The organism is Pseudoalteromonas aliena SW19 (assembly GCF_014905615.1).
Lineage (GTDB): Bacteria > Pseudomonadota > Gammaproteobacteria > Enterobacterales > Alteromonadaceae > Pseudoalteromonas > Pseudoalteromonas aliena.
On record NZ_AQGU01000025.1, the window covers coordinates 1257773 to 1279857 of the forward strand.

Consider the following 22085-nt stretch of genomic DNA (forward strand, 5'->3'; position numbering starts at 1 on the left):
TCTAGTTATTAGGTATAACCGTTTATTAAGTTTCATTATTAGATAACTTGAACTGTGGATAATAAATCTATTTCAAGCAGCTATTTTCAGCGCTAACTGCGTTGAATTTACTTGTAATAGGCCAGCATTGACGCGTAAATTCGCCTTGTTTTCACTGAAAATCTCTCAACCAGAGTTCAGGTTAAATAATAAAAAGCCCCAATACTTTAAGCATTGAGGCTTTTTTCTAACATTTAAAAACCGCTTAGATTATTGAAATACTTTATCGACTTTCATCACTTCAATATTTTTTGCAGGAATTGCTAATTTGTAATCAGCAATTACTTCATCCTCAGCAACTAGCTCAGCCGGTTTATTGGTATTGTAGACCATTGGTGAGGTTTGCTCAGACGCTAAACGTTTTTGCATATCAGCGCCGTCACCAGTAATAAACACATATTGAACATTGTCTGTTTGTAAGTTGTCTTTAATAACGCGGTTTACATCAGCAACGCTTAGCGTTTTAAGTTTGTTAGTTACGTAACTTACAAAGCTATCTGTATTGTAAAATTCGCTATCAAGTGCGTAACCTAATTGGCGGTTTTGACTTGCCACCATTTGCGGCACAAAGTTAATTAAAAAGTTACGCGTTGCTTCAAAGTCCTCTTCGCTCATACCATTTTTAATTAGCTTATCTAGCTCAAACAAGGCGGTACGTGTTGCAAAGTGCGCATCGTTATTAGAGCGAAGTGGGCGTAACCACACTTGAAATATTTGCTCAGAGCGTCCTAGGTTTGCATCAGGTTTAGTTTGAAACATACCACGAGGAAAATATTCAATGTAGGCGTAATCGCCATAGTTCATGCCGCGAGTTTCACGAATGCGCTCATATAAAAAGCTGTTAGAACTACGGTGCTCACCAAAGTACGAACGCACAAGCCATAATGCAGTCCAGTCTTCACTGCTTCTAATCGTATCAATAGGGAAACCAAACGATACCGCAGTCGATTGCGCCGACTTTTCTACTATTGTTGCATGATGACCTTTGAGCGCTGGCGCATCAGGAATACTTAAACGGCTTTGCTCACCTTTTGGTAGCGTTGCAAAATCGCTCATCATTTTAGCTTTAAGGTTTGCAGGCACAGCCCCAATTAAGCCAACCGTGAGTTTAGATTGCGTAAGCTCGCTGTTATAAAACGCTTTAACATCATCCAGCGTCAACGCTTCTAAATCCGAAATATCACCATAGTTGTAGCTTTCGTAAGGGTGATTTTTGTAAAGCGCACTGTATAGCACTTCTTTGCCTAGCTCTTCATCGTTAGATGCTTTTAAGCCTGACTTAATGCCGTCGATCATTTCTTTTTTAAGGCGCTTAAAGTCGTCATCTCTAAAGCCTGGGTTTAGTAGTTGATCGCTCACAAGTGCATACCACTGCGGTGCATTATCTTTATGGATACGCCCTTGGAACGACAACATTTCTTTATCTATTTGATAACCAAAGCTACCCGCAAGCGGATAAAGTGCTTTTTGGATATCTTTATAGCTTGTCGCCTGCGAGCCACCTTGTGCAAGCATAGCCGCAGTGAGCGCAGCAACACCTTTTTTGCCTTGTGGGTCGGCAGCAGCACCGGTATTGAATAAAAAGTTAACATCAATTAATGGCGAGCTATTGGTTTTATCAAGTACTTTAAATACAGGCGCTGCAGGTGCTTGTTCAAGCTTTGCAGTAAGCGCGTTTAAATCAGTTTCTTGCTCAAACCCAAGCGCTTTATCAAGTGCCGACATAGTGACTGTTGTACGGGCGTTATCAGTAAAGTATTTATTAGCAACGGCTTTAATATCTTGCGCTGTAATGTTGTCTGCAGATTTGTAAAGCTGGTTTATAACCTCAGGATCGCGCTCAAAATGCATGTAACTCGCAAGTGTTGAAGCAATTGCTTGCGATGAGTCTAAACCATTAATAAAGCTGTATTTAAGATTTGATTTTAAATCACTGAGCTTTTGCTCATCAACCAATTCGGTGCGTGCTTTTGCATAAGTTCGGTTAATTGCATCGCGCGCAGTGGCTAAATCGTCTGCGTTTTCTACTTTAACAAATACGTGTAATAAACCCGGATCTTTAGTCTCTGGGTTATAGGTAAACATTTGGCTGGCAATTTGTTTGTCGACTACTAACTCTTGATATAAATCTGAATTACTAGAAAAATAAAGCTGTGAGATTAAATCAAGTGCCGCTCTGTCTTTTTTAGCCGGCTCCCATGCAGCGCCTTTGTACGATACAAGTAACCAATGCCCTGGTAGCGCTTTATCTTGCTGGTGCAAATATTTTGGTGCTTGTTGAACAGGCTCTGCTTTAATGTCAGCAACATAGTTACCTTTTTTCCAGCTTCCCCAATGCTTTTTAACCATTGCCATTGTAGCTTGTGGGTCTACATCGCCCACAATAACAAGTGACACATACTCAGGCTTATAAAACTTAGCAAAAAATTCTTTCCCGTACGCCATTTGATCAGGCATGGCTTCTATGTCTTCAAAAAAGCCCATCGTGGTGTGTTTATACGTGTGCTTATCAAACGCTTCTTCGCGTACAGCGCTTAATAATTTACGAATTGGGCTCGCGTTGTTTTTTAAGTACTCACCTTTTACCGTTTGTGCTTCTGTTCTAAATTGCTCTTCGGTGTAGGTTAAGTTTTGAAAAATATCAGCTTCAAGCTCAAGTACTTTATCAAGGTGCTGCTTTGAAAAATTTAGATGATAGTTTGTGTAATCGTTTGTTGTATACGCGCGGTTATCTACACCTGAATTTTTTAAAATGTCTGAATATACGTCTTCTGGGTATTTTTGTGAGCCTTTGAACATCATGTGTTCAAAAAAGTGAGCAAAGCCTGTTTTGCCTTCTTCAACTTCGTTACGCGATCCAACCGATACCGGAATTTGCAGCGAGACTACATCAGGGTAATCAGTTTTAACAACCATGACACGTAAGCCGTTTTCTAGCTCTTCAATTAAATAGTCTTGCGAAAAAACACGGTCATCAGCTTTATTTACTTGTTCTTGTTGTGCTGTTGTTTGCGTGCTTTGGTTTTGTTGCATGGCGCAACCCGTTAACGCCAGCGATACCGCTAAGCTGGTTGCTAATAATTTAAATTTCATTGTTGTCCCTTTTTAAATTGAGCAAATTTGTTGTCAGATTTAACTCTTTAATTATGCCCCAAAGCCAATAAATATAAGAGTCCCAAGGGGATTTATTATGTAAACAACTGTGTCAATTACACATTATGGGAACAAGCACTATGAATAAACATCATGTTAGTTGAAAAACTTTCATTAAATAAATCTATCTAGACGTCTAAATGGCTGCTATATTAAATCCATCAGAACAAACTTAGCTGGAATGAGGATTATGGCTTTATCACTAAAAGAGAAGATAGTGGACACCAAACAAGGTGTTTACCTTATTGGTACTACCCCGCCTAAAATCGGCACCGATAAAGCGCAATTGAAAGTCATTGCAGAAAAGCTACTAGGTCGCTTACACGAAATTGAATACGACGGCGTAATAATTTACGACATTCAAGACGAAAGCAGCAGAACTAATCAAGCTCGTCCATTTGCGTTTAAACAAACCGTTGATCCGCGTGAATACAGTCATTTACTACGTAATTTATCTGCACAAGATGTGATTACTTATAAAAGTGTGGCACAGCGTGGCGTAGGCGAATTTAAGGATTGGCTAAGTGAAACTAAAAACGACTATGATTTACAAAATGTTGTTTTAGTAGGTAGCCCATCATCGATAGGTGATATAAAGCTAAGCCTGCCAGATGCGTATAAAGCATTGGCTGAGCAATCAGATGATTTCTTTTTAGGTGGCGTTACTATTGCTGAACGCCATTCAAGTAAACGAAATGAGCACGAACGATTAATAGAAAAAACAGCACAAGGTTGTCAGTTTTTTATATCGCAAGCTGTTTACGACGCACAAGCCACTATAGAGCTAATTACTAGCTACGCACGTACGTGTAAAGCACAGGGTATTATACCTCAACGTATTATATTAACGTTTACCCCGTGCGGCGGCGAAAAAACCTTAGAGTTTATGCAATGGCTGGGTATCTCAGTGCCAGAGGCAACTAAATGGCGCATGCTTGATGCAGACAATACATTAAGCGAATCAGTCCGTATTTGCCGCGAAAATCTCGACTTAATACTTAAAAGCTGTGCGCATTTAGATGTACCGCTGGGCTTAAATATTGAAAGCTTAACAAACCGTAAAGAAGAAATTGACGCGTCAATTAACTTATATCGTTTATTAAAGGCAATAATGGAATTAAACCTAGCCGAAAAGCAAATAGCTTAGGGCTGTTGATTTTTCAGGATTAGAATCAGTTCAACCTAGAAGGGGCTAAAAAGGTAGCGCGCTTGGCAGTTATGCATCGTTATCGCCTGCTTATGGGGAACAACCATTCGACACAGGCTATGTTTTTTCTAAAACAAACATATAACTGCTTGAGATAGATTTATGATCCTGAGCTCAGCTTATACACGTACCCATTTTGCAATCACTTCAAACATACTTTCGACTGCAATAGGTTTTGAAATATAACCATTCATGCCACTAGTTTGTGCTTTTAAAAGATCTGCTTCCATAGTATTTGCAGTCATCGCAATAATAGGTAAATCTTTAAATTTCGACTGTTTTTTTATTTCTATAGCTGCCGTATATCCATCCATTCTAGGCATTTGGCAATCCATTAACACACCATGGTAAGCTTTATGCTTTAGCGCTTCGAGTGCTTCAATACCATCAGCGGCTATATCAACTAACAAGCCATTTGAACGAAGAATTTGTGACGCAACTTGCTGGTTAAGTGGATTATCTTCGACTAATAAAATATGTGCGCCTTGTAATTTTTTTAGTGACGCATTCGTTGCAGGTTTGGTTTGTACTGTCGATTTTTTTAGCGGTTGTTTATGCAAAACCTGTAAAAGTAAGTTATAAACATTACTTTTTATAATCGGCTTTATAAGAATTCTATAGGTATTTTCAGTAAACCCATGCAAGCTTTCATTAAGATCCTGGTTTTCGTATGGCGCAATAATAATGAGTTTTTTTGCATTTATTTTTAGCTTATTTCGTAGTGACTCAGCGGTATCTACGTGTTTAAGCTTTAAAATTCGCCAATCTATAAAAATAAAGTCATAAGTTGATGAGTTAGTCAGCGTATCTAAAGCTTCACCTGCATTGTTAACTACACTTATATTAACTTTAAAACTGTTCAGTAACCTCTGCAATGAACATAATTTACTATCCGTACTCTCAATAATGAGTGCACGTTTATTTTGTAATAACGCTAAATCAAAACTTGCCTGTTTAGTTGCGTTACCTAATGGTATTTGAAAAGTAAAACAGCTCCCTTTTTTAATTTCACTTTTTACAGTAATTTCACCTTGCATTAGTTCAACGAGCGTTTTACTAATAACTAAACCTAAACCTGTACCTCCAAATTTACGCGTTGTTGATACATCAGCTTGAGTAAAAGGTGTAAATAATGATTCAACTTGTGGCGGGGTCATCCCTATGCCGTTGTCGGTTACCGAAAAAACAACGTGAGTGCATTTGCTACTTTTACTAATTAAATTAATAGCTAATGTAACAGTCCCACGCATTGAGAATTTAAGCGCATTGTTGAGTAAATTTAATATGACCTGATTTAATCTTAAGGCGTCACCAGTAAAATAATCTGGCAGCTTAGGATCAACATCAAATATCACTTCAATGTTTCTTTCACAGGCTAAGCCGCTAATTAAATTAACAAGGTTTTCTAGAAAATGATTAAAGTTAAATTGTTTATTTTCAAGTTCTAACTTGCCCGCTTCTACCTTTGAAAAATCCAAAATATCGTTAATGATCCCCAGTAAAGACTGAGCCGAATAATGAATTTTCTCAACGTAGTCTCGCTGTTTTTCAGATAATTGCGTATCAAGGGCAAGGTAAGCCATACCAATAATTGCATTCATGGGAGTACGAATTTCATGGCTCATATTCGCTAAAAATCCGGATTTAGCTTGATTTGCAGAGTCAGCCTCTTGTTTTGCCAACATAAGTTCATGCGTTCTACTGGCTACCTCTCGTTCTAAATTTTCAGCAGCATTTTTAAGCACTTCGTTTGCTTCATAAAGTTGTAGCGATTTTTGCTCTAATAATTTTTCAGCTTCTTTGCGTGCAAGCCGCTCTCTCTCAAACCGTCTTTGTAAAAGTGCTACATCCATACTTAATCTACCAACGTTAAATTAAAAGTAGCTACTTGATGATTTTCACTGATATCACTGTTTACGTGTATATTTTCACCAAAATGATTAGCAGCCCCTTCAATTAACCCCTCAGCTAAAAGCGCAAATGGATTACTTGAGTGATAAAACATTTGCATTTTAGTACTGCTCAAACGCTTAGTTTGAAAGTTTGGTAAATCGGCATCACGATATAACTTTTTAACCTCAACATGCACATGCCTGTCGATGGTATCTAAAAAATCAAATGTTGTAGTTAGGTCTTGAAAAAACTGCGGGTAGTAAATTAAAAAATGGCTTAAAAGGTATTTTCCATATTCTTTAAGCAGTACGCCAACTGGCAGGTTAACGCATTCACTAAGTGATGTGATTAGCTTTATAAGCTCTTGTTTATCGTAATTACCAACACTCGTATAAGCACCTTTAGAGTCGAGATCATTTTGCTCTATTATTTGGTCGGCCACTTCTACAGAAAAGTGACTTTCAACCATTTCTAAAAATTCAGTGAAAATAATACCTTTCATCAAACTACCTTTTTATTAGCGATGAATTAAGTATAGTTTTAAACTGTAAAAGTTCACGTTTATAAGTCCTCCGGCTAAGGCGTATTAGTCGAGGGGCGAGCTAGGCAAGCTAAAGAGTTAGGTAACTACTTATGCCATATACTTACATTTACTCAATCAACAAAGAGTCTGCTTTTAATAAAAATACACTCCAACTGCCTTCGTTTTTCATCACTTATCTCGTTTTTTGCTAAGTTTATTTTTATACATTGCTTGATCAGCACTATTCAGTAAGGTTTCAAACGATTGTTTTTTGGATTCGGTAAAACTATAACCAATGCTTAGCGATAAATCACAAATGTCGCTTTTAACCAAGGCTTTTGAATATTCAGTCGAAATTTTATTAGTAATACCGTTGAGTTTATTTTTATCATTTACTTGCATTACAGCAACAAATTCATCGCCACCTAAACGACCAACTATATCGGCATCTCGTAAATGTGCCTTTAATGTAACTGCTAATATAATTAAAGCTTTGTCGCCCACTTCATGTCCGCATGTGTCGTTTAATTTTTTAAAGTCGTTTACATCAATAAATAAGCAACACACATCAAAACCTAGCCGAAAAGCTAAGCTTAGCTTTTGTTGAGCTAGCAAAATCAGGGCCCGGCGATTATAAATATTAGTCAGTGCATCCAGCATGGCTACTTCGCGCATTTGCTCAAAGCTATTTATAAGTGCTAAATCGTCTTCAATTAAGTCACGTAGCTGCTCTATCAGTTCAAAATATTCATCGGTATAGCTTGTTTTTTTAGTATCTTTTAAACACAAGGTGCCAAATATTTGGCCTTGTGGCCAATGAATAGGTAAACCTAAGTAGGATTCAACACCGTCTTCAACTACTTCTGGTAGGGTGTTCCACGCTTCGCTCTTACTTGCAGCATTGACGTAAACAATATTATTACTTTGGACTACGTATTTACAAAAAAGAGGGGTATGAGGAGAGAGTATAGGGTTTGTCTCAAAATGAGAGCCGCCTTCATTACTTTTTATTACAACACGATAGCCTTTACTTGTAGCCTGAACTATATAACCAGACGGGGCTGAAAAAAGCCCCGTGATAAGGTCGATTATTTTTTGCCATTTGTGTAATGATATTTTGCCATCAACACCTGAAAATGCCCATTGATCAGTTTCAAACATTACGTTACCTCGGCTATGTATTAGCTCCAGTATAGGCAAAAAAACAGAGCAAAAGCTATTACTTACGGCGTCTACTTGGCTCTCTTTTACCTGTAATGCGTTTTTTATCACGATCTTTTCGCGACTTATTAGTATTTTTACGATTATCTTTTGGCTTTTTATTTGGATCAGGCTCGTAGCCTTCTAACCACTGTGGAGTTAAACGCGTATCTAATAGCACTTCAATTTCTTCTAGCAACCATTGCTCATCAAGACTTACTAGTGACATAGCAAGGCCTTGTTCGCCCGCTCGACCGGTACGGCCAATACGATGCACATAGTCTTCTGCTATGTATGGCAGCTCAAAGTTAATGACGTATCTAAGTGTAGAAATATCTAAACCACGTGCAGCTACATCAGTAGCAACAAGTACACGAGTAACGCCTTCTTTAAAGTTTTGTAGTGCGCGGTCGCGTGCGCCTTGCGATTTATTACCATGTATTGATTCGGTTTTTAAACCGTCTTTACACATTTCTTTAGCGAGTTGGTCGGCCATTTGTTTTGTGCGAGTAAAAATAAGTACTTGGCGCCAGTTTTTCATGCCAATCATGTGCGATACAAGTTCACGCTTACGATCTTCATCTACAGCGTAAATAACTTGCTCTACCTCAACCGCTGCTGAGTTGCGCTTATCAACTTCAATTAGCTCTGGGTTTTTAAGTAGTTTTTTACTGAGTTCAAATACGCTGTCATCAAACGTAGCTGAAAAGAGTAAAGTTTGACGATCACCTGGAATATGACGCAATATACGTCTAATTTCATCAATAAAGCCCATATCAAGCATACGGTCTGCTTCATCAAATACGAGCGAATCTACACTTGAAAGTACAACGCTGCCTTTAACTATATGATCGAGCAGACGCCCTGGTGTGGCCACGATAACTTGTGCTGTTTTAAGCGCTTTTATTTGTGGGCCAATACTTACGCCACCATACGCCAAAGCACCATTGATATTAGTGCCTTGTGCGTATTTTTCAAAGCTGGCAAATACTTGCTGAGCAAGCTCTCGCGTTGGCGTTAAAATTACAACGCGGGCAAGTCCTGACTCATCTTTTTTGGGGGTATTTAAAAGCTTATGTAGCAAGGGTAAAACAAACGCGGCGGTTTTACCTGTGCCTGTTTGCGCACTGCCCATTACATCACTTCCCGCTAAAATAGGCGGAATAGTTTTAACCTGAATTGCGGTAGGTAGCGTGTAATTATTTTGCTCAATCGCTGTTAATAATAACGGGTCGAGATTAAGTGATGAGAACGTAGTGGCAGACATAGGCTTAGCTTTAAAATAACAAAGAGCGCTATTGTACGCATATTAACGCACTGCGTAAATTAACCAATAAAAAAGGCGTTAAATACAGCTGTATTTAACGCCTACTATAATTTGCTTTAATTTTAAGCTGGTTTTAGCGTTGTTTTTCGTTCGTTGTAAAACGCTATTAAATTGTCAACCGTTGCTTGGCAGTATTCGCGTATACCCGAAACCACCATATGCTTTTCACCACACCCTACTTTAACGCCGTTTTCTAACAGGTTAAAACGTAGTGTAATTTTCCCGCGCTTACCGGCGTACTCAAAACTTGGCTCTGCAAACTCAAGTACTGGCGCTGTAATATCAAGATTATCAAGATTAATAAGCATTGATTCGTAAATAATCATCGGACGTGCAGGGTTAATCATTACCTCTTGCTTGCCCATTAACGGAATAATCACATGCGGAAAGGTAGTACCCGAAAACTCTACATAATTTTTTATTAGGCTATTAGTCAATGTTGGGCATTGGCTGGTTTTACCTTTGCGCTTTACCTTTAAAATAACTTTTTCGCCATTGGTTACATCAAACTCATCTGCTCCCTCAGGAAAATGTAGCTTGGTGTTTTCATCAACCATACCGGCAAAGGTAAATTCCATTTGTTCACTAATACCATAGCGATCTAGTACCAATGAAAAAAGTAAGTCTCCTGGCGCGCAAAACTTTTTGGCATCTTTGTCATGAAGTGGATTAAAATCATCAGCTACGCATTTAGCGAATCGACAACCTTGCTCACGAGAAATAGAAACGTAATCAGCGTGCTGCTGAAAAAAAGGACTTAACATAGTGTGTTCACTGCTTAAACTGCTTATAACCTGCCTATACTACCAGAAAAAAAATACAGAGAGGTCGAATCTGTTCAATTATACCAATCTGCTTATATATGGGGTCTATTTAACGTTAAGAAAATCACGCTAGGGCCTGTTTATCTTTCGAGGTTAAATTTGCAGCAGGCACCTGCTAATATTTTAAAAAGGGACTGGAGAAAGAGCCAATCCCGCCAACTTATTTTCTTAGAACGTATTTATTACAAACGCTCTATCAATTGATCTACTTTTGCCACAACAGGCCATGCTGAAGATTGAAAGTTACCTAATACTACTAAAATGTAGCCTTTGTCTTGATACATATTTAGTCTGGCTGTCATACCTAAATGAGCACCATTATGACCCACTATTTTGTTATTATCAGCGCCTCTCACTGAAAATCCATACCCCCAGTTTTCTGCACCAAGTTCGGGCTTCGAAGTAAGAGCTTCTTGGGAAAGTTTACGACTAATCAAAGTTCCATTTTGCATTGCTAAAGCGAACTTATGTAAATCGCCTACTGTCGAATACCCACCTCCAGCGGGACCCCCTTTAACTGATTGAAACATTAAGTTTTCAGTAATTTCTCCAGTTTCAACTGAAAACCAATAGTTACGCGCAGTGTTCCTAATAGGTACATCCAAATCAAAACTACCACTATGTTGCATATTAGCTTTCTGATAGATGTTTTTATCAATGTATGTAAAATAACTTTCCTTAGTAACAGATTCAATCACCTGACCAAGTAATAACATACCTGTATTACTATATCGCCATTGAGAGCCTGGTTTAAACGTTGTTTCAATGGAGCTGTATAAGTGTTGAATATCTTCAAGTGAACGTACTTTATACTGTATTTCGTCAACCCCAGCTATATTACTAATACCTGATGTATGACTCAGTAAGTGGTGAATATGGATTTTATCAAAGTCTCCCTTACCTAACAGGGTTTTATCAATGAACTTAGTAATCGGATCATCAAGCAATACTTTTCCTGCTTCAACAAGTTGCAAAATAGCGACGCTAGTAAACATCTTATTCATCGAACCTATTTGAAATTTAGTATCTAAATTATTTTTAACGTCATAGCGTCGAGAGGCTAAGCCATGCGCTTTAGTAAATAAAACTTTGTTACCTTTGGCAAGCAGTATTGTTCCTGAAAAAATGCCATTTTTAGCAAGTAGATTGCTATAATTTTTTACCTCATTAACTAATTGTGGCTCAGTTAAAGAAATTATATCAAGGCTTTTGGGGGGTTCTCCAACAAACCAGCCTGTAACGGCTTGTTCTTCGTTAAAATCGATAACCATTTCGTACTGCATGTCGGTATTTTTTGAATACACTTTACTAATGTGCTGTATGCGGTTATTGGAAGTATCAAGCTCTGTTGAAAGTAGGCTTAATGATCCATGAAAAAGTGCTACGTTCATCGAATAACCAACATAACGATCTTTTCCTGTATTATCCCAACGAGAAAGTGCATCAGGCGAAAAGTTTTTTACAATAAAACCTTCGACCTGTTTTAAATCTTTGCTGTTTAAAACAGATATAAACTCATTAGCTAGCTTATTGTAGTTTAGCTTATCTGCTGCTAGCGCTTGATTGCAGATAATTGTTATTAAAAATAATAGTGTTACTAAATATCGCTTCATTATGTATTCCTTTTGTAATTTATTTATTAATATAGCGCTGACTTTTCGATTCCTTTTTAACTGTTGTTACCAAGAGAAAGCGATGAATTAGTAATTAAGAAAACGTTAAGAAAAGCTTAAGGGATATATATCTATTAATAACAGTGGGATGGGAAAGGTTTGAGCGTAAACGAACTACCAAATAAATTTTATATTGATGATTTTTTAATTAATATCAAAACCGGTGAGGTTATATATGAAGAAAAATCTCAGGTAATTGAACCAAAAGTAATGGCGCTTTTGAAGACGTTGGCACAAAACCCCAAAAGAGTTATTGCAGCTGAAACGCTTTTTGAAATTGTTTGGCCTCAAGCAATTTACAGTCCAAACTCAGTTCGTAGAAATATAGCCTTGTTAAGGCAAGCGTTATCTGATGACGACAAACGCATTATCAAAACACATCCTAAACGAGGCTACAGCCTAGACTCCGAAGTTCGCTTTCCAGAAAAAAAAGCAAAGGCATTATCAAAAAAAAGCCCCCTTATAAAGTATTTAAAATTATCTTTACTCCTCATTCCTGTTTTCATCCTAATTAGCGTGTTTTTTAGTTTATCAGATACAAGTAAACAGGTTTCTTTGTTAAACCTAAAACCAATAACGGCAAGCAATGAACAAGAGCGCTATATGCAAATCAGTCCTGATGGACGATTTATGGCGTATATTCAAAATACCAATCAACCAAACAAGAGAAAAATATTAATTAAAGATCTAGTAACTGGCTCAAGCTGGCCCTTAAAGGATACTTTAAACGCATATACCTACCTTGCATGGGATTCTCACAAAAATGCCTTGGTGTATTCATGCCAAGATGAGAAAGGTATTTCATTTAATCGCTTGCTACTCGACGCACAATTAAAAGTAGTAAGTGAAGAGCTACTTTTTTCGCGTAGCGATATAACTTGGAATAGTTTATTTTTTATAGATAAGCGCCAACAACTTTATTATTTGGCCAATCAAAACAGTTCGGAGCATAGCCGAAACGTTAGTTTATATCGGCATAATTTGGAGTCAGGACAAACTGAAAAATTACTTAAACCAAATGACTACTTTAAACCTTATAAACTTGCTTTGTCTCCGACTCAAACACAATTAGCGTTAGTCGGTTTTAATAAACAAGCATTATCAGAAGTAAAGTTGTTAAACTTAGATAGTAATGATGTTGTCTCAATCGGACAAATAGATCATAACTGGTACTTCTTAACTTGGTTTGAAAACAATAAATCTTTATTACTTAGTAATGGCAGTGAATTAAAGCAACTCTCATTAAATGGTGACCTCACAACGCTTAACTACAAAAGCTATAACTTTTTAGTTTATCCGCAAATTATTAAAGATAAAGTGTACTTTATTGAAGCCAAGTCAGATCAAGACATTTTACTGAGTAAATTAAAACAGCTTTCACCTCCCCAAAAAATAATAAACTCAAATACAATTGATAAAGCTGCAGCGCTTTCAGCAGATGAAAAACACATAGCCTATGTATCAATAAAAAATGGCTATCCTCAGATTTTTGTCAAACATATTGAGACAGGCAAAGAGCGAATATTATTCGAAAATTCAAAGCAAGAATTTGCTTTAACCAAACCAGTTTGGCACTGGTCAGGAAAGCGTATAGCGAGCAGTGTAAATAACAAACCGTTTATTATTGAGTTGGAGTCAAACCGATTCTCGATAAAATGGTTAAACATGATTATTGGTGAGCCTATAGTTTGGTACAACAAATCTGACGCTATATTGTATGTTGATAAAAAAACTCACAATGATGAACTAGTAAAGTTTAATCTTACAACTGATGAAAGAACAACATTAAAAATAAAACGAGTGCATGATACATTCTTTTTAAACCATAAAGACGAACTACTGAGCTTTGTAAAAGGTCAAGTCATACGCCATGATTCAGATAACACTTTACTCAAAAGCCCCTATTTATTTACTCAAATATATCCCGAAAAAAATGGTTTTTATTATCAATACACACAAAATGGCAAGCCATTAATAAACTATTACGATTACGAGTTAGGTGTACAAAATTTAAGTAGTAAAACCGAAGAGTTTTGTGCGAAATTTTGTGATCAAATAACCGCAGTAAGTGACAATATAATCTTACTCAAAAGCAAACATAAATCGGCAGACATTTTGGTTTTAGATATTACTTCAAAAAGCACAAAAGTGAGGGGGAGTTTATAGTTTCATAGCAACCAATCCTTAATCGGGGATTGCGTTGCCCTCGCCCACTGGACTCACAATTATTTGCGACAAGCATGGATTGCCCCCCTTTAGCTGCACAGGATACAGGGCCATAGTATTTTTAATATATGATTAACAAACTTATACTCTTTATCAGCTAATAAGTTAAGATGAGTGAAATAAATAACCAAATGATCCATTTTTATAAAAACAATGCGTTATAAATTTAATAATTTTGAATTTGATAGTACAAGCTGTGTACTAAAAAAAAATGGTGATGACTTAGCCATTCGACACAATGAAGCCAAAGTACTAAAACTATTACTAGAGCATTCGAATCATGTCTTTAGTAAAGAAGATATTTTATCTCATGTCTGGAAAAATAAAGTTGTATCGGAACAAGCCGTTTTTCAAAGTATTAGCAATCTAAGGAGGCTGTTGGGTAACCACGCAATTAAAACCTTTTCAAAACGAGGTTATCAGTGGCAACTCCAAATTGATTCTAAACATTCTGATGTTGAGGCACACTGCAACATCAGTCAAAATAAACCACTGCAGCATGAAAATACTTTATCAAAACCAAAAAGCCGAAACCATTGGATAACCATTGCACTTAGCGGTATTGCCCTTCTTGTATTTACTATCATTAATAACAATACTGACCAACCTCAAACAGATGAGAGCTCAGTTATTAATATTTCTTATATAGCAATAAGCAATCAACGAGGGACGGAAACCTTTAAGCTCAATGATACTGAACTCTTTAGCTTTACCGAATTACCTCAGCTAAATACGGCGCATTTTCAGGTTTCAGCGGAGTTTGAATACCCACTTTTAGCAAAAGAACACCCATTGATTTTATCTGGCACTATTCGCACACATCATAATTTGACATATATTGATTTTATATTAAAAGGCCCATTTGCAGATTGGCAAGGGCAATTATCTGGAGTAAGTCAACAAGCCGCTTTAAATCAGTTACAACAACATTTACAGCAGCCAGTTATTTTAAAATTGCTTAATAAAGCCCAAACACTCGAACTCAAGCAAGCAAATTTATCCATTGCTCATCAGCAAGCGCCACATGATCTCATTATCCTTGGTCATCTAGCTAATACTTATATAATGATGGGGGAACTTGATAAAGCGATGGTGATGGCAAATAAACTAGAAAAAATAGCTATTTCACAAAATAAGACACACCATGTAGGCAATGCTTTGCTCTTTCAAAGTGAGGTATTAATCCGTAAAGAGCTATTTGATTTAAGTAAATATAAGCTCAGTAATGCTATTAAGCAGTTTCAAAGTATTAATGATTTACACAGACAAGCAGACGCGTGGTTTACGCAATCTTGGATAGACCATAACCAAGACAATTACCAAGCAATTAAACAAAGCCTACTTAATTCAGTGCAATTAGCTTTTGATGCACAAGATAAACGACGAGAGCTAAGCGCCTTAACTTACCTATCTGTATTAGCCCATAAGCATCAGCAAGAGGATGATAAATACCTTTATTTACAACAAGCAGAAAATAAAATGAAGGCCTATCAAATACCTAACTATCACTTTGCTATAGTGCCGTATCACTATGCCATTTTTGCTAAAAGCCTACAAGATAAAGAGCCTCATTTAAAACAAGTACTAGAGCTTGCAACGTTAACACCTGATTTTTGGGCTGCACAAAGCAGTCGTCAGCAATTGATGGAATATTATATAAATCAAAATAATCTGGCAGAAGCACAAAATCTTATTAATGATATTACTACGGATAATGCCAAGAACTCCTACTTAAAAACATTGTTAGCTCAAGCACTGAAAAATGATGATGCATTTACAACTCATGCACAGCGTACTTTTGAGCAAGCTGAGTTGGCGGGTGACCTTTATCTCAGCTTAGATATGGCGTTACTAATTTGTAGCTCCCAAAGTATGCAAGATAATTATGATTTTTATTCTCAATATATTGATAAAAAAGGGACTGACTACTGGCGACGTAATAATGAAAAAAAACTGTTAGCATTAAATTTATAATGTTATCCAAAACTGGATTTAAAATAGTAAGAGACAGCAATACCACGGCCTCTTATTTTGTACTTTACAGAAACTAATTTGGGTTAAAGCTTACCCAATTTAATTTCCAGTTTTTATCAAGTGATTTTAGGGTCAGCTTATTTTCACCTTGTTTCAGATAAAAATAAGTGGATCCTCTTTGTGTTTGCCATTTTTTATAACCACCTGTACTCGTTATTTTTTCTACTGCTAATTCCTTACCATTGATTACAACTGCAAAACCTTTTGTATCTCTAGGAGCCGCTACACGGTAGCTAAGGTTATAATTTCCTGAGTGTGCGACTTTAAGCTGATAGCTTATTATCGCATTATCACTAATTCCCTCCCCTCCAGTTAAATTAAATTTGCCATCAATATCAGAGGTTCTTCCGATGCTAGCGTTACTAAACTTAATGGCAGATTCTGCTTCCACTCTGCCAGGTGCATGCACCCATGATGTCGGCGTTTTTACGACATTACTGTAATCACCTTGTTGATTATGCCTTACCGCAACAACAGTATATTCATATTGATGGTTATCTATATTGGCATCTTTAAATGTAGTTTCAATTATATTTGCAGCTAATAGTTTAAACACGCCGCCAGTAGCTGCATTTCTATAGATTCGATAACTTTCAATATCACTTTGGGAACTTTTATCCCACTTTAAGGTAATAATACCCGCTTCTTTATCTAGTTTTAAGTTTGTTACAGTGGCAGGGTAAGGTAAAACAGCATCACGTCTTAATTGTTCGCTGCGTTGAGCTGTTTTGAGTGCTTTGATAAATTTTACAGTGTTGCTAGATATAGCTGGAGCAGCTCCATCTAGTGCAATTCGAAACCCCTCTACTGCCCCTACAAAGTCCTCACCCACGACGCCCCTCTGGCTTACGGGAAAAGTATTCCAATGCCAACTACCTCCTCGTGCTACCCTGTATTTACAATCATTATCTATCCAAGCCTGACCATCATTGTGCGCGTTTTTATAATTATCTTTATAACAATCAGTAATGAACTCAACCACATTACTAACGATATCGTGTAATCCAAAGGGATTAGGTTTGTACATTCCAACGATACTTGCATAAGCCGCGTGGTCAACACAGTTCGATTTGCCATTAAAAAAATTGACATAACTCGTACTCGAGTCCCGTTGTAAAATATTCTCACCGGTTAAGTCGGCGGTGTTTTCGTATTCACAAACTAAGGCTTGTTCAAGATCGTCACCAAAGTAATACTTACTAGTTGTACCAGCCTTCGCCGCATATTCCCACTCTGCTTCACTCGGCAAACGATAAGGACGGCCAGTTTTTTTTGCTAACCACTGAGTATACGCGTTGGCTGCGAGCCAACCAATGCAATTTACTGGTTGAAAATCACTGGTATTGAGGGAGTTGTTCTCCCATGAACCATTGGTTTCTCCATAATTAAACCAACCATTTAACTGATGAATGCACTTGGTTGGCATTTCATAATCAGTTTCTTCAACAAACTGTCGAAACTCTCTTACGGTTACTTCATATTTCCCTAAACTAAACTCAGTTAGTGTCACTTTATGAATAGGTTGAGCATCTTCTTCTTCGGTGTTACCCATTTGAAAACTACCAGCAGGAATAGTTACCATAATGGGTTCAATTAGCTCACTGGCATTTTGATTAGCATAAAGCACAGCGCTATTTACTGATAAAAATAGGGGGATTATTAGTTTGTTTAGTTTCATTTACCTTTCCTTCTTAATGAAAGTGCCATCATGAAAAAATAAGTAAAATAAATCTTATGAAAAACCTAAACACTGATAAAAATAGAAAAAATATAGATAAACAAACCCTAATCACAAACAACCTGACACAAAAAAGCCGAGCTTATTTTACTAAGCTCGGCTTTTAATACCTTTAAAAACTGACTATTGAGCCGTTATTATTAAATATTTTACACTTGGGTATTCGCAGTATGCGCGCTCTATATTTTTAGCCTGCTTTTTTAGAAATACCTAAATGAATAAGTGCTACACGTAAACGAGTTAGAGTAGGTGTCTAGTTTAATTGCAATTAGATCACAGCGAACGGATGGATTAAAGGTTGAAAAGCAATCAATTCGAAACAGTAAGATATGTTCCTGAAAAGAGTAATTCTACAGCCTCAATGCCCCATTAATGGGGTTTTAATAATTGGCTAAATGTGAAGTAAGCGGAGCCTAGATAACTATTCAAAGTCCTGCTGAATAGCTTAGATGTAATTCATATCATGCAAACTATTTCACTATTTTCGTAATTGCCGGAATTAACTATCCCTGTAAAGTGATAGACAATATAGTAAGCATAAGTGTTAGTAATTTCAGATTTATGCTAGCTTATATTAAGTTCGGCAGATATTTTACGTCATCGCGGCAGAAACAACTATGCCGATAAACAATAAAATCATTGATTGAAAAATTGCTACTGCGATGTTCCCTTTTCTGATTTCTTCAATAAAATCAATTTGTTTAAAAATCACTTTATCAATAATAACCAATGCAATTACACTAACAAATAAACTGATCACGGCGTAACCTAAGTTAATTATCATAAATATGGTGTTTTGTTCTATTGACGTTATTTCCATTATTAATCCTTTATTTTATTTACAACAAATGGTGTTTCGGGTAGTTCATTCCAGCCTATTGACCAAGCTGTTAATGGTGAAATAGAAGCATATTTCAATTCTTTACTGTAATAATTCATAACATCTGTTACTGCATAGTTCTTCGCACCTTCAATGTTATATAAATCAGCAGCTCCAAATAAGTGAAGTATTTCATGCGACTGTGTTTGTGTTGTTGCCCAACTGCTTGCAGAATTATTCATTTTTTCAGTTAGCATCACATATTCAAATTTACAATTACTGTTTGTAGTTTTAGGACAAGAAGCAGCATATGAACGTGCTTGAGCATTACTATGAAATACCATTGCTACTGCGTCATCTGGGTTTTCACGTCGCATACTATCAACAAAATCATGGAGAGAACGATAACCCAATTGGTTAGCTAATAATTTCGACGCATAATCAAAAAACTCTCTTTTTCTGATCCATTCTCTGCCAAGACCTTTAGGACTCCGTAAAAAAAAATAACGTGTATTAAAGGTTAATCCATCAATGTCATAATTTTTAGCTTGTTGTTTATACCAAGTAATAACTTGTTTTAAATTATTAGAATTCGTTATTCTGGCTTTATTTGACCACTTACTCCAACGATTATCATCAAGGTAAAAATAAGCAATTGTCACTTTGTTGTTTAGGGATTTAGCAATACCTGTATTACGTGCATCTCGATAAGTTTTACGGAGTTTTCGCTCTGCTTGATTCTTTTCAATTAAATTTGTTAGATAAATTATCTTTTGTTGATATTTGTTATTTTGTTGATTTATTACTTTTGCTTTTTTTAATGAGTCTATAGCGAAATGAAAGTGATATTGATCAGTATGTATTTGTGCTTGTGTTTCATATATCCATATTAAAGTTTGCTGGTTCAATTTTTCATTTTGCTTAATTAAAGCTTCTAATTTAATTAATGCCTCATTATATCTATTTTGAGATAAATCAGCATTTAATAGTTTGAAATCATCAATAAATTCATCTGGGATATGAGATAAGTTTGATGAGTTATTACCAATAACACTTAAAGCGAAAACTAGCAGTATAAGCAATAAAGTAAAGAATAGTTTGATTGCTGAAATGTATTTCTCCTAAAGAGGTAAATCTAGTAAGGCTTATATTATTTGTTAGTAGCACACTCACTGCTCCTTAAAATATGTACATGTATAATAAAACTCCGAAACTCCCTTTAAAAAAATAATGAATGGAGCTGAACAGGTAAATAATAAAAAGCTAACTAATGATTCTGAGTTTTTCGCATCATAAAACCATGCTACTACACATAGAACAATAGGTGTTATTAGTGCAATTAAGGTTGCTTTCAGTCTTTTCAGTTCATTTTCTTTTATGACGTTAAAAGGTACATCTTTATAAATATTTTTTTCTGCATCGTAACGTTCATCACTACTAAAAAAAGATTTAAAAGGAATCTTGAAAGGTAGTTCTGCTTCATAAGCATAGTAAAACCAATATACGAAGCACGGTGAAAACATTATTAGAAATTTCAAAACAGCATAAACTCCCGGTGCTACTAACGAGCCTGTAGATTAACTCGTTTTTTTATTTGTTTTTATTGATAAACAAACCATAGCTGAGTTCCTATTTTGGTTCAATTGATTACTGTGTTTTTACGCAGAATATTAAAAAGTGTTTAGTGTGGGTTTTAGTCGCGTTTTGGAAGGAGTTACGGGTGTTTCAGTGGCTTTATTTTGGCTTAAAAGGGATTGCTTCTCTTTAATGCATCGCGTTTTACAGTTTTTCTATATTATGAACTACGCAATACAGTTGCCATTGCGTATTCACTTTCGTTTGACCTCGTAAGGTCAATTTATTCATGCCCTTGTTGCCGATAATATTGCGCTTTTTATTTAAAGGAAAGCAAGCTCTATACAGCCAAGTTGTTTGCCATTCTTTAATAAACAGCTGTTGTCGTCCTATTTGGACGTCTATTTTAATTTCCATCTTGTCTACATTACTCAACTTTTTACGTGATGCATTATTTATAACAACGCACTCTTCATACTATTTTTGTTGACTTTTTTCGTAACAATTAGGATGGGTGTCATTCTAATTATTTTGCTGTCCACCTCAGGGCGTGTTGTTAGGTGTTTTTATCACTTTTGTCTGGAATATCATTGCACAAAGCACACTCTACACCTTTACGTGATTGATATAATCTTGAACATATAAACACTGTTGTTGTAATCAAAGACCAAGTACAAGCAAAAATTAATGCTTCTTGAACTGAATGCTGTTTAAGCAACTCAACTATAAAAAGTAAGGCAGCTACTCCAAGAAATACTTTTAATGCTCTAACGAACCAAAACTTAAATCCCATTTGAACTCCAAACCTGAGAAACACCTAACGCCGCGTTAAGCGGACTAAAATTGTGGGTTAAAATGTGAAGCGGAGCGAAACGTAACCCACTGTTTTAGTTCCGTTTAAACGCCTTGTTAAGCAACTTTCCCACAACATTCCTTGAATCGTAAGCCCCTGTTACAAGGGCATTTTGCAATTCGAGATGGAGAAAAACGCATAGATTCATCGTTAAATAAAAGCCGATTTTCTATGGTTTCTTGTATTACAAATGGACGCCAAACCCTACCAATTTCTGATTGACCATGAATACGACCAGCATAAACGCCAAGAAAACGAGTTTGAATACCACCTGCCATTTCATAGTTACCATCCGATGTTTGATAACTATCAGCCCGAAGAACAACCGGAGAGCCAGACATGCCCGCACGAGTCGTAGCGTCAATTAAAAATGCAGGTCGATTTACCTCAAAATCAATACCATGGTCAGAAGCGATGTTACCCGTTTTCCATATTGGCCAATTGGCACCGGCAGATAATCCAAATGGATAGCCAACTACTGATACAGGCATAGCTGTTACTGGCACCATGTCTTTGTCTTTTAACTGGTAATCTAATGTATATATTTCAATATCATCAGTTTCATCTAACTTTATTACAACAACATCAACTTCACTACCTAAGGGGTGCTCTAACCATAGAGGATCTTCATTATCATCTAATAGGTCAATTCGTCTTTTAACCCATTCGCCTAAAGAACCTTTTTTATGAAATGAAACCAACAAATTATTTGGAATAGCTAAATTTTTTTTATCTAAACATTCAAGTGAATCCGCGTCTTTTCCAGACACTACATGCCAATTAGTAATTAGGTATGTATCTTCACAATATTTAAGTAAAAAACCTGTTGCAACTGATAATCCTATTTCATTAAAACAAGGCTCAATGAATAAAGACGTACAGGATAATGGATCAACATATCTAATCATTTTCACCTCTCTCAGTGTAGTTGCTTAACATTTTAGTATTTATGCAACACGCAGTTTGTGTTGCATAATCGCTTGTTGGACTGAGGCGCTAC

General features: G+C 36.4%; 15 protein-coding genes and 1 pseudogene. 3 read left to right on the forward strand and 13 right to left on the reverse strand.

Annotated elements, in window-relative coordinates:
• Window positions 1-249 precede the first annotated feature (249 nt).
• Window positions 250-3132 (reverse strand): M16 family metallopeptidase, encoded by a 2883-nt coding sequence (locus tag PALI_RS11210; protein WP_193155877.1) that lies wholly within the window; start codon window positions 3130-3132, stop codon window positions 250-252.
• A 250-nt stretch (window positions 3133-3382) separates the two neighbouring features.
• Between PALI_RS11210 and PALI_RS11215 the strand changes: the two genes are divergently transcribed.
• A complete protein-coding gene (locus tag PALI_RS11215; RefSeq protein WP_193155878.1) occupies window positions 3383-4339 on the forward strand; it encodes a methylenetetrahydrofolate reductase in 957 nt (318 codons plus the stop codon).
• 179 nt (window positions 4340-4518) lie between these two features.
• Here PALI_RS11215 and PALI_RS11220 read toward each other — a convergent pair whose 3' ends face one another.
• The 6 genes from PALI_RS11220 to PALI_RS11245 all read right to left on the reverse strand — a co-directional run bounded on the left by PALI_RS11220 (window position 4519) and on the right by PALI_RS11245 (window position 11779).
• Window positions 4519-6252: a response regulator gene (locus PALI_RS11220; RefSeq protein WP_193155879.1), complete on the reverse strand. Its 1734-nt coding sequence runs from the start codon at window positions 6250-6252 to the stop codon at window positions 4519-4521.
• 2 nt (window positions 6253-6254) lie between these two features.
• The gene (locus tag PALI_RS11225) at window positions 6255-6794 is read right to left on the reverse strand and encodes a heme NO-binding domain-containing protein (RefSeq protein ID WP_193155880.1); all 540 of its coding nucleotides are present in this window, start codon (window positions 6792-6794) and stop codon (window positions 6255-6257) included.
• Window positions 6795-7004: 210 nt separating this feature from the next.
• On the reverse strand, window positions 7005-7976 hold the full coding sequence (locus PALI_RS11230) for a sensor domain-containing diguanylate cyclase (RefSeq protein ID WP_193155881.1): 972 nt from the start codon (window positions 7974-7976) through the stop codon (window positions 7005-7007).
• 58 nt (window positions 7977-8034) lie between these two features.
• Entirely contained in the window at window positions 8035-9282 is a 1248-nt protein-coding gene (locus PALI_RS11235; protein WP_193155882.1) for a DEAD/DEAH box helicase, read from the reverse strand.
• A 122-nt stretch (window positions 9283-9404) separates the two neighbouring features.
• Window positions 9405-10106, reverse strand: a complete 702-nt coding sequence (locus tag PALI_RS11240) for a DUF3581 domain-containing protein (protein WP_182197588.1) — start codon at window positions 10104-10106, stop codon at window positions 9405-9407.
• 242 nt (window positions 10107-10348) lie between these two features.
• Window positions 10349-11779, reverse strand: coding sequence for a serine hydrolase domain-containing protein (locus tag PALI_RS11245; RefSeq protein WP_193155883.1), 1431 nt, complete (start codon window positions 11777-11779; stop codon window positions 10349-10351).
• 159 nt (window positions 11780-11938) lie between these two features.
• On the opposite strand from PALI_RS11245, the gene PALI_RS11250 reads away from it, so the two are divergent.
• Together PALI_RS11250 and PALI_RS11255 are read left to right on the forward strand one after the other, a co-directional pair.
• The gene (locus PALI_RS11250) at window positions 11939-14005 is read left to right on the forward strand and encodes a winged helix-turn-helix domain-containing protein (protein WP_193155884.1); all 2067 of its coding nucleotides are present in this window, start codon (window positions 11939-11941) and stop codon (window positions 14003-14005) included.
• 213 nt (window positions 14006-14218) lie between these two features.
• The gene (locus tag PALI_RS11255; RefSeq protein WP_193155885.1) at window positions 14219-16039 is read left to right on the forward strand and encodes a winged helix-turn-helix domain-containing protein; all 1821 of its coding nucleotides are present in this window, start codon (window positions 14219-14221) and stop codon (window positions 16037-16039) included.
• A 73-nt stretch (window positions 16040-16112) separates the two neighbouring features.
• Here PALI_RS11255 and PALI_RS11260 read toward each other — a convergent pair whose 3' ends face one another.
• From PALI_RS11260 to PALI_RS11285, 6 genes and pseudogenes are all read right to left on the reverse strand, one after another.
• Window positions 16113-17777: an SUMF1/EgtB/PvdO family nonheme iron enzyme gene (locus tag PALI_RS11260; RefSeq protein WP_193155886.1), complete on the reverse strand. Its 1665-nt coding sequence runs from the start codon at window positions 17775-17777 to the stop codon at window positions 16113-16115.
• Window positions 17778-18429: 652 nt separating this feature from the next.
• Entirely contained in the window at window positions 18430-18657 is a 228-nt protein-coding gene (locus PALI_RS11265) for a DUF350 domain-containing protein (protein WP_193155887.1), read from the reverse strand.
• Window positions 18658-18659: 2 nt separating this feature from the next.
• Window positions 18660-19739 (reverse strand): hypothetical protein, encoded by a 1080-nt coding sequence (locus PALI_RS11270; protein WP_182701556.1) that lies wholly within the window; start codon window positions 19737-19739, stop codon window positions 18660-18662.
• A gap of 697 nt (window positions 19740-20436) precedes the next feature.
• Window positions 20437-20544 (reverse strand): annotated as a pseudogene (locus tag PALI_RS20345) (transposase); the annotation flags it as partial.
• Between the two features lie 244 nt (window positions 20545-20788).
• Window positions 20789-21025 carry a hypothetical protein gene (locus PALI_RS11280; protein ID WP_182197577.1) on the reverse strand — a complete coding sequence of 79 codons (237 nt, stop codon included), beginning with the start codon at window positions 21023-21025 and terminating at the stop codon, window positions 20789-20791.
• Window positions 21026-21141: 116 nt separating this feature from the next.
• Complete coding sequence (locus PALI_RS11285) at window positions 21142-21993, reverse strand: trypsin-like peptidase domain-containing protein (protein WP_193155888.1); 852 nt, start codon at window positions 21991-21993, stop codon at window positions 21142-21144.
• Window positions 21994-22085 lie beyond the last annotated feature (92 nt).

Excerpts from the sequence above, each read along its gene's own strand:
- PALI_RS11210 (WP_193155877.1), bottom strand. The coding sequence starts at position 3,132 with ATGAAATTTAAATTATTAGCAACCAGCTTAGCGGTATCGCTGGCGTTA.
- PALI_RS11215 (WP_193155878.1), top strand. The coding sequence starts at position 3,383 with ATGGCTTTATCACTAAAAGAGAAGATAGTGGACACCAAACAAGGTGTT.
- PALI_RS11220 (WP_193155879.1), bottom strand. The coding sequence starts at position 6,252 with ATGGATGTAGCACTTTTACAAAGACGGTTTGAGAGAGAGCGGCTTGCA.
- PALI_RS11225 (WP_193155880.1), bottom strand. The coding sequence starts at position 6,794 with ATGAAAGGTATTATTTTCACTGAATTTTTAGAAATGGTTGAAAGTCAC.
- PALI_RS11230 (WP_193155881.1), bottom strand. The coding sequence starts at position 7,976 with ATGTTTGAAACTGATCAATGGGCATTTTCAGGTGTTGATGGCAAAATA.
- PALI_RS11235 (WP_193155882.1), bottom strand. The coding sequence starts at position 9,282 with ATGTCTGCCACTACGTTCTCATCACTTAATCTCGACCCGTTATTATTA.
- PALI_RS11240 (WP_182197588.1), bottom strand. The coding sequence starts at position 10,106 with ATGTTAAGTCCTTTTTTTCAGCAGCACGCTGATTACGTTTCTATTTCT.
- PALI_RS11245 (WP_193155883.1), bottom strand. The coding sequence starts at position 11,779 with ATGAAGCGATATTTAGTAACACTATTATTTTTAATAACAATTATCTGC.
- PALI_RS11255 (WP_193155885.1), top strand. The coding sequence starts at position 14,219 with ATGCGTTATAAATTTAATAATTTTGAATTTGATAGTACAAGCTGTGTA.
- PALI_RS11260 (WP_193155886.1), bottom strand. The coding sequence starts at position 17,777 with ATGAAACTAAACAAACTAATAATCCCCCTATTTTTATCAGTAAATAGC.
- PALI_RS11265 (WP_193155887.1), bottom strand. The coding sequence starts at position 18,657 with ATGGAAATAACGTCAATAGAACAAAACACCATATTTATGATAATTAAC.
- PALI_RS11280 (WP_182197577.1), bottom strand. The coding sequence starts at position 21,025 with ATGGGATTTAAGTTTTGGTTCGTTAGAGCATTAAAAGTATTTCTTGGA.
- PALI_RS11285 (WP_193155888.1), bottom strand. The coding sequence starts at position 21,993 with ATGATTAGATATGTTGATCCATTATCCTGTACGTCTTTATTCATTGAG.